This is a genomic window from Vagococcus fessus (assembly GCF_003987565.1).
Lineage (GTDB): Bacteria > Bacillota > Bacilli > Lactobacillales > Vagococcaceae > Vagococcus_D > Vagococcus_D fessus.
The window spans coordinates 413,632-427,394 of sequence record NZ_NGJY01000001.1; the positions used below are offsets into that span (position 1 = coordinate 413,632).

General features: G+C 35.8%; 13 protein-coding genes. 2 read left to right on the forward strand and 11 right to left on the reverse strand.

All coding sequences use genetic code 11. The features are described 5' to 3' along the window. Positions 1-137: 137 nt before the first annotated feature. Complete coding sequence (locus CBF31_RS02085; RefSeq protein ID WP_126830485.1) at positions 138-323, forward strand: DUF2929 family protein; 186 nt, start codon at positions 138-140, stop codon at positions 321-323. A gap of 25 nt (positions 324-348) precedes the next feature. On the opposite strand, the gene CBF31_RS02090 is transcribed toward CBF31_RS02085, so the two are convergent. The 11 genes from CBF31_RS02090 to abc-f form a co-directional block, all read right to left on the reverse strand. Continuing rightward, complete coding sequence (locus CBF31_RS02090) at positions 349-1,554, reverse strand: multidrug efflux MFS transporter (protein ID WP_126830487.1); 1,206 nt, start codon at positions 1,552-1,554, stop codon at positions 349-351. Positions 1,555-1,601: 47 nt separating this feature from the next. Beyond that, the gene (locus tag CBF31_RS02095) at positions 1,602-2,465 is read right to left on the reverse strand and encodes an Rgg/GadR/MutR family transcriptional regulator (RefSeq protein ID WP_126830489.1); all 864 of its coding nucleotides are present in this window, start codon (positions 2,463-2,465) and stop codon (positions 1,602-1,604) included. A 114-nt stretch (positions 2,466-2,579) separates the two neighbouring features. Continuing rightward, the gene (locus tag CBF31_RS02100) at positions 2,580-3,428 is read right to left on the reverse strand and encodes a DegV family protein (RefSeq protein ID WP_126830491.1); all 849 of its coding nucleotides are present in this window, start codon (positions 3,426-3,428) and stop codon (positions 2,580-2,582) included. 86 nt (positions 3,429-3,514) lie between these two features. Beyond that, a complete protein-coding gene (locus tag CBF31_RS02105) occupies positions 3,515-4,399 on the reverse strand; it encodes a hypothetical protein (RefSeq protein ID WP_126830493.1) in 885 nt (294 codons plus the stop codon). A 104-nt stretch (positions 4,400-4,503) separates the two neighbouring features. Then, positions 4,504-5,007: a shikimate kinase gene (locus CBF31_RS02110; protein ID WP_126830495.1), complete on the reverse strand. Its 504-nt coding sequence runs from the start codon at positions 5,005-5,007 to the stop codon at positions 4,504-4,506. An 8-nt stretch (positions 5,008-5,015) separates the two neighbouring features. Further along, positions 5,016-6,311 carry a 3-phosphoshikimate 1-carboxyvinyltransferase gene (gene aroA / locus CBF31_RS02115; RefSeq protein ID WP_126830497.1) on the reverse strand — a complete coding sequence of 432 codons (1,296 nt, stop codon included), beginning with the start codon at positions 6,309-6,311 and terminating at the stop codon, positions 5,016-5,018. A gap of 18 nt (positions 6,312-6,329) precedes the next feature. Next, positions 6,330-7,496: a chorismate synthase gene (aroC, locus tag CBF31_RS02120; RefSeq protein WP_126830499.1), complete on the reverse strand. Its 1,167-nt coding sequence runs from the start codon at positions 7,494-7,496 to the stop codon at positions 6,330-6,332. A 19-nt stretch (positions 7,497-7,515) separates the two neighbouring features. Then, on the reverse strand, positions 7,516-8,586 hold the full coding sequence (gene aroB, locus CBF31_RS02125) for a 3-dehydroquinate synthase (RefSeq protein ID WP_126830500.1): 1,071 nt from the start codon (positions 8,584-8,586) through the stop codon (positions 7,516-7,518). Positions 8,587-8,611: 25 nt separating this feature from the next. Next, positions 8,612-9,643 carry a 3-deoxy-7-phosphoheptulonate synthase gene (gene aroF, locus CBF31_RS02130; RefSeq protein ID WP_245977901.1) on the reverse strand — a complete coding sequence of 344 codons (1,032 nt, stop codon included), beginning with the start codon at positions 9,641-9,643 and terminating at the stop codon, positions 8,612-8,614. Between the two features lies 1 nt (position 9,644). After that, positions 9,645-10,523 carry a shikimate dehydrogenase gene (gene aroE / locus CBF31_RS02135; protein WP_126830502.1) on the reverse strand — a complete coding sequence of 293 codons (879 nt, stop codon included), beginning with the start codon at positions 10,521-10,523 and terminating at the stop codon, positions 9,645-9,647. Positions 10,524-10,748: 225 nt separating this feature from the next. Beyond that, complete coding sequence (gene abc-f / locus CBF31_RS02140) at positions 10,749-12,380, reverse strand: ribosomal protection-like ABC-F family protein (RefSeq protein ID WP_170167841.1); 1,632 nt, start codon at positions 12,378-12,380, stop codon at positions 10,749-10,751. A 307-nt stretch (positions 12,381-12,687) separates the two neighbouring features. Here abc-f and CBF31_RS02145 point away from each other — a divergent pair, with 307 nt between their 5' ends. Then, positions 12,688-13,740 (forward strand): YdcF family protein, encoded by a 1,053-nt coding sequence (locus CBF31_RS02145; protein ID WP_126830506.1) that lies wholly within the window; start codon positions 12,688-12,690, stop codon positions 13,738-13,740. Positions 13,741-13,763 lie beyond the last annotated feature (23 nt).

Here is a 13,763-nt window from a genome sequence, read left to right on the forward strand (position 1 = left end):
CACCTCCTCTTAATATCCTCTCTATTATAACATGAAATACAAGTAAAGCTCGTTAGCTAATCACGCCTCAGGTAATTTTTTCTTTGTTAAACAATTCATTATATGATAAAATACGGAAGTGAAAAGAGGTGTAGCTAATGCGTTATGCAATCGTATTATTATGGTCTTTAATCTTAGGACAAGTTGTAGCGTTTCTTGGTTCAACTCTAAGCCACACGTTATACAGCTTCGAACAAGGTCTAATGGGTTCTGTCCTATTAGCAGTCGTTGTCTGCCTAGTAGCAGTGGTTTCTAAACCTACAACTAAACAAGCAACAAAATAAAAAGAAGCCTAAATTAGGCTTCTTTTTATTTGTATCTAATCTTTTTCCCTATCGTACCTCTAAAATTATAAAGAGATAAACAAATATTAAGAACTATAAAACAACCTGTTCCAATAAAAACATTTTGATAACCAAAACTACTTGCTATCGTCGATCCAACCAATGGGCCAAACACCTGACCAAAATTTTGAGCCATTTGGTTATAGCTAAAGATTCGACTGACCCCTTCTTTTGGACTGATTTTACTAATTATTGAATTAATTGATGGCATCAATGCTCCTGTTGAAAAGCCCATTAAAAATCTCAGGACGCCTAACTGAAATGGTGTTGTGACAAAAGCCATTGGAATTATTGTACAAAGGAAAAATACAAGTCCTCCGAGAAGGACATTTTGATTACCAAAGCGGTCGCCAATCTTACCTAGTATCGGTGACGAAACAAATGCAGATACACCTGATACCGAAACAATCATACCTGATACAAATAAAATATTAGACATATCTCCACCTAGTTCACGTATATATAACGTTAAAATAGGAGAAATACTTGTAATCCCAATTTGTAATATTAACGTTGTAGCAAACATACCATACAACATTCCTGGGTTTTTAATCTGTGTAAATAAATCCTTAGTTGAAATAACGTCTTTTTTCAATACAGGTGTGAAATCTTCTTTTACAAAGAATACCGTTAAAATTGTTGTTATAAATAAAACTGTTCCTGTGATAATAAACACATTTTTCATTCCAAACGTTTGAGCAAGTAAACCACCCATCATCGGACCGATTAGACTCCCTGCAACAGTTCCTGTCGCTAAAGTTCCAAGAGCCCACCCATTTTTCTCCATAGGTACTTGAGAAGCTATCATGGCCGTTGCATTCGGAACATATCCAGAAAGTATACCTGTCATGAATCTCATAACCAGCAGCCAATACACATTAGGAACAAAAGCTAATGCCCCCATAGTAAAAGTCATACCTGCTGCTGCTCTGACCATCATCAACTTCCGCCCTTTTCTATCTGCCAAACTTCCCCATATTGGCGCAACCAACGCAGATGCCAGTGCAGTGATGCTGATAGATACTCCCGAATAAAACTCTATCATATTTTTGGGAGCCCCTAAACTTTCAATATAGACAGGTATAAAAGGCATGACTAAACTGAAACTTGCGCCTGTAAAAAAACAACCCGCCCATGCAATATACATATTACGTTTCCAATCTACTTTCATGCTTTCGCCTCATTTTCTTAATTTAATTTTATTTCCTAAGTCAGCGGCTAACCATTTTCTTTGAAGCGTTTATAAGAACGACTAATTCCTTCAGCTTCGTTTTCGAGACCCAATGTTTCTAAAATAAACAACTGATTTTTAATTAAGTGGTCAGCTTCACTCTTTTGCCCTTTAGCATAACAGTAATAAGCCTCACATAATAATTGACGTAATCTAAGTGATAATTCATCCTTGGACGTCGGGATAGATTTTAATTTAACAAACCAAGCATTTGCCTCTTTAGTGTCACCTTTGTGATAGCAATCTAAAATATAATGGCTCAATAAAGTCACCATACCTTCATTATAAAAAGGATACCCCCTATATAATCGCAAACTAGGGTAACATCTTTTAAGCAAACGTTGTTGTTCTAAACTCGTAAAAATATAATGACACGTCGTAAAAATTGTAATTTCATCCAATGTCCATCTATCTTGCCCTTTAAAATAGTCGTAAACAGCTTTAACTTCATTTTTATCTAGACCGGCATGGGGATCTGCCCGCTGTGGATTATAGCAATCAATTGCATTTGCTAAAAAAGCCATGACCTGTTCAAAAATAATTTTACTCCCTTTATAGGTTTGATAAATACTATGCAATTTACGATCATTACCAGTAGAGATCGCCTGGATTAATTCTGACCAAACCGTTTTTTCTTCTATCATGTTGTAATCATTATGAATAAAATGGAATTCATCAGGCGTCACATTTAACCGGTTTAAAACTTCTAGAAAAGTATCATATTGTAGCATCACTTCACCTTTTTCAAAGCGAATAGCGAAACTCTTTACTACTAAATTCTCATAAACTTCTTTTTGCAAGATTCTTTTATTTTTTCTAATTGTCCTTACAGTCTTACCATACTCTTTCATCAAATCCTCCTAATTTAAGCTTGTAAAAAAATAATAATACAGAAAAAGACAAGTGATTGTCTCACTTGTCTTTTTCTCAGTGGTAATTAAATATAAATAAAATAATAGCTAAAACTATTTACCACACCAAGCAAATACAATTGCTTTCTCTCCAATATGAGTTCCAACAACTGGGCCAATATGTCCAATTTCAATCTCAATACCAGGGTATTTCTCTTCCATTTCTTTTTTCTCAAGTTCAGCAATAGCCAAGCTATTTGCATGAATAATAAAAAATTTCAAATCTTCTTTTGTTTTCTTTTGTTTTTTTGCCATTAAATCTTCTACACGCGACAACGCTTTTTTAGTTGATCTAATTTTCTCTGATAAAATAATATCACCATTATCAAATTTTAAAATTGGTTTGATTTTCAATAAACTTCCTATAAGAGCAGCACCATTTTTAAGACGTCCGCCTCTGACTAAAATGTTCAAATCATCTACAACTAGATAAGCATCTGTATTACTTCTAATTAACTCCAATTTTTCAAAGATCGCATCAATATCTTGTCCCGCTTCTACCATCCCAAGCGCTGTTTTAACCATGTAGCCCATTGGCATACTAGTAATTTTCGAATCAAACGGACGAACATCAATGCCTTCAATACCTGGAGCCATTGCCATTAAGTTATTAACAAAGCCAGAAATACCTGATGACAAGTGTATACTAATTGCGCGTTCATATCCTTTGTTGGCTAACTCTTGAAACAGCTCAAGTACTTCACCAATAGAGGGTTGAGAAGTCGTTGGAAATTCTTTACTGTTATTTAATAAATCGTAGTAATCATTTGCTTCAATATCAATGCCCTCATTGTAAATTTTTCCATCCAAAATGACAGGAATTGGAATAATGTATAAATCCGGGTGATTTTTTATTTCATCAGACAAGTAAGCTGTACTGTCCGTCACAATTGCCGTTTTCATAAAAATAACCTCACTTTTTTCTTCGTGCATGTTCCTATTATACTATAGGTTTAAAAAAACATGTAGCTCTATGTTCAAAAACTTTTCTAGTTTAAAAAATCATGTACTATTTTTTTGTTTTTATCATCGTCTAGTGTAACATTTTCTTTAGTATCTTTCCCGTTAACTAAACATTCTATGGGTAAAATCATTTTTTTCAATGGTTTATTTTGTCCTAGAATAAAATCTTTTAGAATACTTGTATAAACTCTTCCAGGTAAATTTGTTGCCATATAACCATGAGCAATTCCTATCCCTCTTGGAACATGCAAACTGTTCTTCAAGGTAAAGCTGGCTTTATGTAATTCCTCGAATACAAGCTGATCTTTTGTTATTTCCGCCAACTCATTCGCTTCGGATCCATTCCCTATAGCATAATCAATGAAATTTGATTTGGTAGTAAAAGGATCGGAAGTTTGAAACGTCACCCCATCAGGGATTAAGCCCTCCATACTTTTTTCTAAAGCATAGGGCGATAACACACAGTAATAATTAGAATCTAAATCTAAACTTTCTTTGAGTAAAGCTCGAACTCCCTCTGGCCCATCTTCTTTAAAACGTTCTGCTAATGACGTTTTTTGATTCGAGCTCGTTTTGATTATCGCTTGTGGAAAAAAAGAAATTAAACGAGGGGTTTTATCTTTCGAATAATAATCAACAAACATGATTGCACTCGCCTCGCGTTTTGAATAATCGTTGCCTTTATTCACAATCACTATACTACTGGTACTTCCGTTTCGATTCTTTTTGCCCTTATAAATCATCTCACTAGGTTCTTTGTAGTTTATATCATTTTCTGACAATCGTTTGCCTTGGGTATAGTTATAATAACAGTACGCAATACACATAATAAGAATAAATAAAAATAATTTCCCAAACGAACGAATAACACCACTTAGTCCCATTTTTTGCCCCTTATAAGGAGAACTCACACATCGTCACCTCTTTACTTTTATTTAAAAGACCATAAAATAAGAATAATAGATTTCAGTGCAATTATAAAGATATATGACTTACGCTTAATAAATTTATAAACTTAATGGTCTAGTAGATTTAAAATCAACGCTACAATTTCACTAGGAAGATAGTCTTCACACTCAATACAATAAGTTGATACAGACCTATACCATTTTTCACGTTCTTTATAAAGCGCACGCAACTCTTCTTTAGACTTCGTATTAGCTAAAGGACGGGCACTTTTATTTTTGGCAGTCAAACGTTTATATATAACTTCAAATGGTACTTTTAAATAAATGACGTGTTGTCTATCGAGTAGCGCGCGATTTTCTTCACGTATGACGCAACCCCCACCTGTTCCAAAAACTCTTTTTGAACACTCGTTCACTACATCACGAAGTATCTCGCTTTCTTTATCTCTAAATGCTTCTTCGCCATACTTTTCAAAAAAGGCTGGAATAGTTAGCGTTGTTATCTCTTCAAACCTACAATCTAAATCACAGAATTCCAGTTCCATTGCAGCAGCAAGTTGCGACCCGACTGTTGTTTTTCCCGATGCCATAAATCCTACTAAAAAAAACATACCTCCACCTATTTACCCTCTATTAAATTACTTAAATCTTCAATAAATGACGGATAAGATACTCGAATCGAATCAACATTTTCTAATTCAACATCGCCTTCTTTTACAAGTAATGCTGCGATAGCTAACATCATACCCAAACGGTGATCCCCATGACTTGATACATGAGCACCCTTCAAAGGCGTTGGTCCTTCTATAATTAGTCCGTCCTCTGTTGGAGTAACTTTAGCACCCATCTTATTTAACTCTTGAGCAGTTAAATCTATACGATTTGTTTCTTTTACTTTTAATTCTGATGCGTCTTTAATAATCGTTTTCCCTTTAGCTTGTGTTGCTAAAAGTGCAATTATTGGCAACTCATCAATCAAAGTCGGAATAATCTCACCCTCGATTGTAGTGCCTTTAAGCTCACTAGTAGTGACGCTAATAGTTCCTCTAGGTTCAGGTCCATCTGTCTTATTTTTTATATCATACTGCGCACCCATTGTTTTTAGCACGTCTAAGATACCTGTTCGTGTTGGATTTAAACCTACATTAGGTAAAGTAAGCTCACTATCTTTTATTAATATTCCAGCAGCGATAAAATAAGCAGCCGAAGATATATCTCCCGGTACTACAACAGTTGTTCCTGTTAGAACTTGAGGACCCATCAAGCGAATAGTTTTACCTGAGACAGTCAATTCACCACCGAATTGTCTAATCATCTGTTCCGTGTGATTGCGAGTTTTTTCTAACTCTTCGACAACTGTTTCACCTGTTGCAGATAGGCCTGCTAATAAAATAGCCGATTTTACTTGAGCACTAGCAATGGTCATTTTATGAGTTCTACCACGTAAGCGAGATGTTCCTAGCATAATAATTGGCGGAGTATCTCCCCCGTTTTCCGCAAAAGTGATAGCCATCATCTCTCTTAATGGTGCCATCACTCGCTCCATAGGACGCTTGGTTAAAGAGTCATCACCTTTAAATCGTGTCATAAACGGAACACCTGATAAAACACCTAAGCCTAAGCGCATTGTTGTCCCAGAATTCCCTACATATAGATCTTCGTTAGGTTGAGTTAACGATTGTAATCCACCACCCTTGATCGTAACAGTAGCAGTCTCACTATCCACCTCAATTTCAGCACCTAACGTTTTAAAAAGAATAACTGTTTCTAAACAATCTTCTGCTAATAAAAAATTATTAATAACTGTTGTACCATGAGCCATAACGCCAAGCATAATACTTCTATGTGAAATTGACTTATCGCCAGGAACAGCCACTTCACCAACCATTTTTGTAATATTCGTTTTAAGTTTCATTTTCTTCCCCTTATAAGTCTAATACTCTGTTGTATAGTTTTTATATTCTTTGATAGTTCCAATTAAGTTAGTATAAGAATCACCATCAAATTTATCTAAAAGAGCTTTTGCTAATTCTGTAGCAATAACCGCTTCTGCAATAACACTTGCTGCTGGTACAGCACACGAATCAGAACGCTCAACACTAGCTGTATAAACTTCCTTAGTGTTGATGTCAACACTTTCTAGCGGTTTATATAATGTTGGAATAGGTTTCATGACCCCTCTAACAATAACAGGCATACCATTGGTCATGCCTCCTTCAAATCCGCCTAGTCTATTTGATTTTCTTGTATATCCTTGAGATTGATCCCAAATAATCTCATCCATCACATCACTGCCTGGTAATCGCGCAGCCTCAAATCCTACACCAAATTCTACACCTTTAAATGCGTTTATACTCAACATAGCTTGCGCTAATTTTGCATCTAATTTCTGATCCCATTGTGTGTAACTTCCCAATCCAATTGGAAGTCCCGTCACAACAACCTCAACAATACCCCCTAATGTATTGCCTTCTTTCTTAGCTCTATCAATCGCTTCGCGCATTAAACCAGCTGCATTCTCGTCACAACACCTCACATCTGAACGTTCCGACTTCATCTTCAAATCACCTAGTGATGTACCTTCTGAAATGCTCGCTTTTATCCCACCAATTTCGGTAACATGAGCCATCACCTCACAATCAGAGGCTGACAATATAGCTTTAGAAACAGCTCCTATCGCAACTCTTACAGCTGTTTCACGTGCAGAAGATCTCTCTAAAACATTACGTAGATCACGGTGATTATATTTAACGCCTCCAACTAAATCAGCATGCCCAGGACGTGGTCTTGTCACTTGGCGTTTTACTTTCTCTTTTTCAGTAACCGGATCTATCCCCATAACCGACTGCCAGTTTTTCCAATCTTTATTTTCTATGACTAATGTTAAGGGAGAACCTAATGTTTTACCATGTCTTAGTCCTGATGTAATTCTAACTTGATCTTGCTCGATTTTCATTCTACCGCCACGACCGTAACCAACTTGACGCCTTTTTAAATCTTTGTTTATCATCTCTACATCTAAAGGCATACCTGCAGGCAATCCTTCAATAATTGCCGTTAACTCTGGACCATGTGACTCTCCAGCTGTAAGAAAACGCATTATAAATCCTCTCCTTTTCTTAGTCTATACGTTTCAAAAAACTTGCTATTTCTTCAATTGGTACTGTGACAATTTTTGCTTTACCAATCGTTTCTAACAAAATTAATTTGAGAGTATTACCCCGCTTTTTTTTATCATGAGCAATAGCCTCTAATAGTGCTTCTTCATCCCATTTATCTATGTGTGTTTTCAACCCAAACTTGATTAACATTTGCTTAATATCTCGAGTTATTCCATTAGGCATTAACCCTTTATCCTCTGCTCTTTGGCTAATTTGTACCATTCCTAACGCCACAGCTTCACCGTGAGTCACAACACCATAACCTATCGTTGCTTCAATAGCGTGACCAATCGTATGGCCAAAATTCAAAATAAGTCTCTGACCATTATCAAACTCATCTTCTAAAACAACTGATGCTTTTAATTCACAACACCTTGCAATAACCGCATCTGCCGCTTTAAGAAACTCATCAAGTGTTTTAAATCGATCTAGCGTTTCCCAAAGTTTAGCATCAAGAATTGCTGCAGTTTTTATTATTTCAGCTAGACCTTCTTTGATACGTCTTTCAGATAACGTATGTAAAGTCATGGTATCAATAAATACACCCGAAGGTTGAGCAAAACTGCCCACTAAATTTTTAGCTGCTGCGGTATTAACAGCCGTCTTGCCTCCCACGCTACTGTCAACCTGTGCAAGAAGTGTTGTTGGCACTTGTACAAAGTGAATGCCTCTCATGTACGTTGAGGCGACAAATCCTGCTAGGTCTCCCACAACACCTCCGCCCAAAGCCATGATGCCATCACTTCGAGTTAGGCCTTCTTCTGCTAACCATTGAAATAACACCTCTGCCATGTCCAAGCTTTTACTTGCTTCACCAGGTTGAATTGCAAAATGAGAAACCTCAAAGCCCGCTTTTTTTAAGCTTATGCTTACACACTCTAAATACAAATCTGAAACCGTCTTATCTGTAATTATTGCCACACGTTGGGGCTTCCATATATCACAGAGCCAATTTCCAACCATATTTAAACCACCCTTACTAAAAGTAATGGTATAAGGTGTTGTTTGTAAAGGAACACACACTTTCATAAACATTCTCCTTTGTTCATTTTACTTAATCAAATTGAGCTAACTCTTTCATCGTTTGACTAAGAATATTTACTTTTTTCATCATCGTTAAATAATTTTGTTCATTTAAAGACTGCGGTCCATCCGACCAAGCTTCTGAAGGATTTGGATGGATTTCAACAATCATACCAGAAGCTCCCGCGGCGACTCCAGCAAGAGCCATAGGTGGCACAATATCCCAAACACCAACACCATGGCTTGGATCAACAATAATTGGAAAATGACTAAGCTTTTGAACAACCGGTACCGCACTTACATCAAATGTATTTCTTGTTGCTGTTTCATAAGTCCTGATGCCACGCTCTACAAAAATAATATTCGTATTCCCTTTAGCTGCAATATATTCTGCAGCATGTAACCATTCATCAATTGTTCCAGAAATTCCACGCTTCAACGCTACTGGCTTCGTTGTTTTACCCACGGCCTCTAATAATCGGAAATTTTGCATGTTACGTGCCCCGATTTGTATGATATCTGTATACTTACAAACTAGCTCTAAATTGGCTTCATCCATGACCTCAGTGATTACTTTCAAACCATATTCATCTGCAGCTTGTCTTAGATAAATGAGCCCTTCTTCTTCTAATCCTTGAAAGGCGTACGGAGATGTTCTTGGTTTAAACGCGCCACCACGAAGGACCTTAGCGCCACCTTCATGAGCGATTCTTGCACAGGTCATCATTTGTTCCAAGGTTTCAACTGAACAAGGACCCGCCATTGTTACAAAATCAGAACCTCCTATTTCAATATCACCAACTTGTACTTTACTATTTCCTGGATGAAACTCACGACTTGTTAATCTATAGGTTCCTGTAACTTCTTTTAATTCAGAGATGACAGGATTAGTCTTAAGTGACGTTATACATGAATCTGTTATCGACCCTTGTACACTTAAGTAGATTGGCGTTGTTTCATTAACCGAAACAGTTAAACCTGCCGTTTTTAATTGCTGAACGACTTTTTCCATATCTGAAGAAGTACTCTCACTTTTCATTTCTATTCTTAAACTATCTGTCATCTTATAAATTCCTTTCATGCTCTAGTATTGCTTTTTTTACATCCTCAACAGGCATATCCTGCCCTGTCCATAATTTAAAAGCTTCTGCAGCTTGATAAATAAGCATCCCTAATCCATTGATAGTCTGACACCCTTTTGATTTCGCATCTTCTAAAAGTTGAGTCTCTTTTGGATTATATATAATATCTACCACTACTAATGACGGTATTAGGCAAGACGTTTCCTTAACTAAGGTATCTGTAGAGCCTTCTCCCATTCCAACATTAGTCGTATTTACTAAGATATCACTCGTTGCAATAGTATCTGTTAAACGCGTGTCACATCCAAAGGCTAGCAATTCTATTTCGCATCGTGTCTGCTGTGCTATAAATTGAAGATTATCACTAACCGCTTCAAAATTATCGTTCGGACGTTTAAACACTGTAATTTTCTTCACATCCGATAAAGCTAAGGCTACAATAATTGATAACCCCGCACCTCCAGAACCAAGTACAGTGACTTTTTTATCTGTCACGAAAACCTGTTCTGACTCCAAGCTCTTGATAAACCCTATGCCATCCGTATTATAGCCAGTCAAGCTGCCTTCACTGTTCACAACGGTATTAACAGCACCGATTAGTCGTGCCTCTTCACTTACACAATCAACATATTTCAATGCCTCTTGCTTATTAGGCATAGATAAATTGAATCCCAATCCTTTAAATGCCTTTAGTCCTGAAAAAGCGTCCTCTAGCTCTTCTTCTGACACATCAAACGCTAGATAGGTCGCATTAATACCTAATGATTGAAAAGCCGTATTGTGAATCAACGGCGACAAGCTGTGCTCTATTGGCGAAGCAACAACTGCTGCCCACCTTGTCTTTCCATCGGGAATCATCATACTAGTCCCTCACTTTACTAAAAATTAAAACGATCACCCTAAAAGAGGCAATCGTTTTTATCTCATAATTAATTCCCAGAGATTATCTATTAATACATTTTTTTAAAAAGCAGAACAAACGTCTACACAAGATAAAATCAAGGTCTAATTATCATCCTACTGATCAAACGATTCTATTAAGTATAGCCTTTTTATTAGAGTCATGTCAAACAGCTAAAATCGTTATTACTCATACTCTTTTAGCACCCTAACAACCTCTATAAAACGATCATTTTTAATGTTATATTCTTCATCTCCTTGTGAAAGAAAACTCAACTCACTCATTAAACGATCTTTCTCCATTTCCAAAAGTAATTTTGATTTCTTTTTCACACTAACATCACTTGAAACCGTCTTATTTGTTTGCCTTCCTAATATGAACTCACATGTTGCGATTTCGTTGGTGAATTTTTCATCATGCGAAGCAACTATTACCGTACCTGGATAGGCCTTTAATACTCGTGCTAAAGCTTGTCTAGAGGGATAATCTAGATGATTAGTTGGCTCATCTAAAATCAGAATATTAACCTCTCTCATCATAAAGTATAACAATTCTACTTTTAATTGTTCTCCCTTACTAAATAATGAAATATTTTGTTGTAATTGCTCAGTACTAAAGCCTAATTGTGTGGCTAGTAAAACTAAACGCTGCCTCATATTAGGCGTTAAAGAAACGTATTCTTCAAGTGTTTGATCATTTTTCCAATCTTTTATACTTTGTGTCAAGTAACCAATTTTAGCAAACTCCGATACCCATGGCACCTTATCTCCCACTACTTCACCCATAATAAGTTTAAATAATGTTGTTTTTCCACTCCCGTTTCCTCCCTTAATCACTAATTTATCACCAAAATTAATAGTTAAAGAGAGTTTTTCAATTAGCTTTTCCTTGTCAAATTTGAAGCTAATATCATCCAACAAGATAGCTTTTCCTTTTTTATAGTGTCCTGTATCAAAATCATACGAAGTAATTTTTTCACTTTTTGTATCTAAATCTTCTGATTCTTTCATTTTTTTAACTAAACGTTTTTCTGCCGATTTTCGTTGACTGTCCATTCTCTTTGCTTTAGAACGATAAAACTCTTTAGGGAATTCTTGTTTAGTCGACTGAGCGTGAGCCGATGCTGACCAATTTTTTAAAGATTGTAACTCCTTTTCTAGTTGTTTTTGTTCTTTTAATTTTTTCTCCTTCGCTCGTTGCTGTTCTTTAAGCTTTCTTTGACAGTCTTCTTCATACTCTGAAAGACTTCCCTTAAAGCTAATTAACTCCTGATCTTTTATTTCCCAAATAGTATCACATGTCTTCTCGATAAATGAGTGATCGTGAGATACAAGAATAATAGCCCCTTTATAATGTTTTATCAAATTGACCAATTCAACTAACCCTTCTTGATCCATGTGATTAGTTGGTTCATCTAAAACAAGCATCTCTGTCTTTTTAGAGAAAACATCCAGCAGCCTTCTTTTACTTTTTTCTCCACCACTCATATGATCATAGCTCGTCTTTTTCTTCCAATTATCTAAACCATGTTTACTTAATAAGGTGTAATCGAACTCTTTGGAGTCACAATGATAGTAACTTGTTTCTTGTTCATAGTAACCAATATTATGAACTTTAGATATCAGCTCACCTGAACTAACCACATCTGATGAATTTGGATACCCTACAATATAATTCAGTAAGGTTGACTTGCCACTTCCATTAGCTCCTATCAAACCAATTACTGAGCCCTTATCAACGCTGGCTTGTTTTATACAAATCAAGTCACGATTTTTTATCTTTAATTTTAAATTTCTTAGCGTCATTATATTACTCATAAATAACATCTCCCTTCTTTTATGAAAAGGAGGATATAAAAATAATCCTCCCAGTTTCGGAAGGATTAGATAGGCAAACGGCACCTCAAAAAAAGGTCCCTCTATACAAAAAGTATATCAGCGCAGACTAATCCCATTGTTTTAAACATAATGTTTAAATTTTCAACAAGATTATAACTTCATGTACTGATACCTCTTACTTTCTTAAAATTTATATCATTGTAGCAATAAAGCTAAAATTAATCAAGTGTATGCCATTCATGTTATACTTATCTTAAAATACAACATGACAGAAAGGATTTAATCTATGACACTTATGATTTTTATGCTACTACTCGTGCCTACACTTTTATTTTTTATATGGATTACTCGTAAACCAACCAGTTTATGGACAGGCTTTTGGTTCTTATGCTTTTTTAGTATTCTTGGTATTTTTATCTTCTTTTTAATTGAGAAAATAGCCGCCCCTATTGCCTATTTTTTAGGTGTTATTATTGCACTATCACTTGTTTTTGTCGCACTATTTGGAATCTACGCTATGATTATTGCTTTATTTTGGAATGAACGAATTTTATTAAAACGTGAAAGACCTTCATTGAGCAATATGCTACCTCTTGGTGTCGCCACAGGTTTGATAGTTATTGAAGTTCTATTATTTTTATCAAACAACAGAGTTAAAAATCAGAGCTTATTAAAAATTTTCAGCTTTATCAATACGTCATTCGTTTACTTTGCTATAACTTTTGTTTTATTTACACTGACGGCTTTACTTTATAATTTTTATCCTATTTTTGGTAAAGTTGATTATATCATTGTCCTTGGAGCTGGACTTAATCGTGATAAGGTTACACCTTTACTTGCAAGCAGGATTGATGCTGGGATCAAACTCTATAATAAGCAAGTGAAAAAATATGGACATACCCCAACTCTGATCATGTCAGGTGGTCAAGGAGCCGATGAACTCATTTCAGAAGCGCAAGCTATGGCGAACTATATCGACGAACAAGGGTATGCCCCTGAAAAAGTTTATATTGAAAATCGATCAACAACAACACGCGAAAACATTTTGTACTCTCAAGAATTAGCCTGTAAAAAAGACAATATTGAAAGCTTCCAATCTAAAAAGGTCGTAGTCGCAACCAATAATTATCACCTTCTTAGAGCGGGGATTTTAGCGCGTAACCTTGGTTTATCATTTAGAGGTATTGGAGCGAGAACAAAATTCTACTATCTCCCAACTGCCTTCATAAGAGAATATATCGGTTATCTTGTCATGACTAAAAAAAGACACCTCTTTGTAATCGGCATACTATTTATTTCAACTATAATCCCTATATTAACTACATTATTTGGCTTATAAAAAAGAAGTGACCTAGGTCACTT

Bases quoted from the DNA above. Each gene is read 5' to 3' on its own strand.
- CBF31_RS02085 (WP_126830485.1), top strand. From the start codon at position 138: ATGCGTTATGCAATCGTATTATTATGGTCTTTAATCTTAGGACAAGTT.
- CBF31_RS02090 (WP_126830487.1), bottom strand. From the start codon at position 1,554: ATGAAAGTAGATTGGAAACGTAATATGTATATTGCATGGGCGGGTTGT.
- CBF31_RS02095 (WP_126830489.1), bottom strand. From the start codon at position 2,465: ATGAAAGAGTATGGTAAGACTGTAAGGACAATTAGAAAAAATAAAAGA.
- CBF31_RS02100 (WP_126830491.1), bottom strand. From the start codon at position 3,428: ATGAAAACGGCAATTGTGACGGACAGTACAGCTTACTTGTCTGATGAA.
- CBF31_RS02110 (WP_126830495.1), bottom strand. From the start codon at position 5,007: ATGTTTTTTTTAGTAGGATTTATGGCATCGGGAAAAACAACAGTCGGG.
- aroA (WP_126830497.1), bottom strand. From the start codon at position 6,311: ATGAAACTTAAAACGAATATTACAAAAATGGTTGGTGAAGTGGCTGTT.
- aroC (WP_126830499.1), bottom strand. From the start codon at position 7,496: ATGCGTTTTCTTACAGCTGGAGAGTCACATGGTCCAGAGTTAACGGCA.
- aroB (WP_126830500.1), bottom strand. From the start codon at position 8,586: ATGAAAGTGTGTGTTCCTTTACAAACAACACCTTATACCATTACTTTT.
- aroF (WP_245977901.1), bottom strand. From the start codon at position 9,643: ATGACAGATAGTTTAAGAATAGAAATGAAAAGTGAGAGTACTTCTTCA.
- aroE (WP_126830502.1), bottom strand. From the start codon at position 10,523: ATGATGATTCCCGATGGAAAGACAAGGTGGGCAGCAGTTGTTGCTTCG.
- abc-f (WP_170167841.1), bottom strand. From the start codon at position 12,380: ATGAGTAATATAATGACGCTAAGAAATTTAAAATTAAAGATAAAAAAT.
- CBF31_RS02145 (WP_126830506.1), top strand. From the start codon at position 12,688: ATGACACTTATGATTTTTATGCTACTACTCGTGCCTACACTTTTATTT.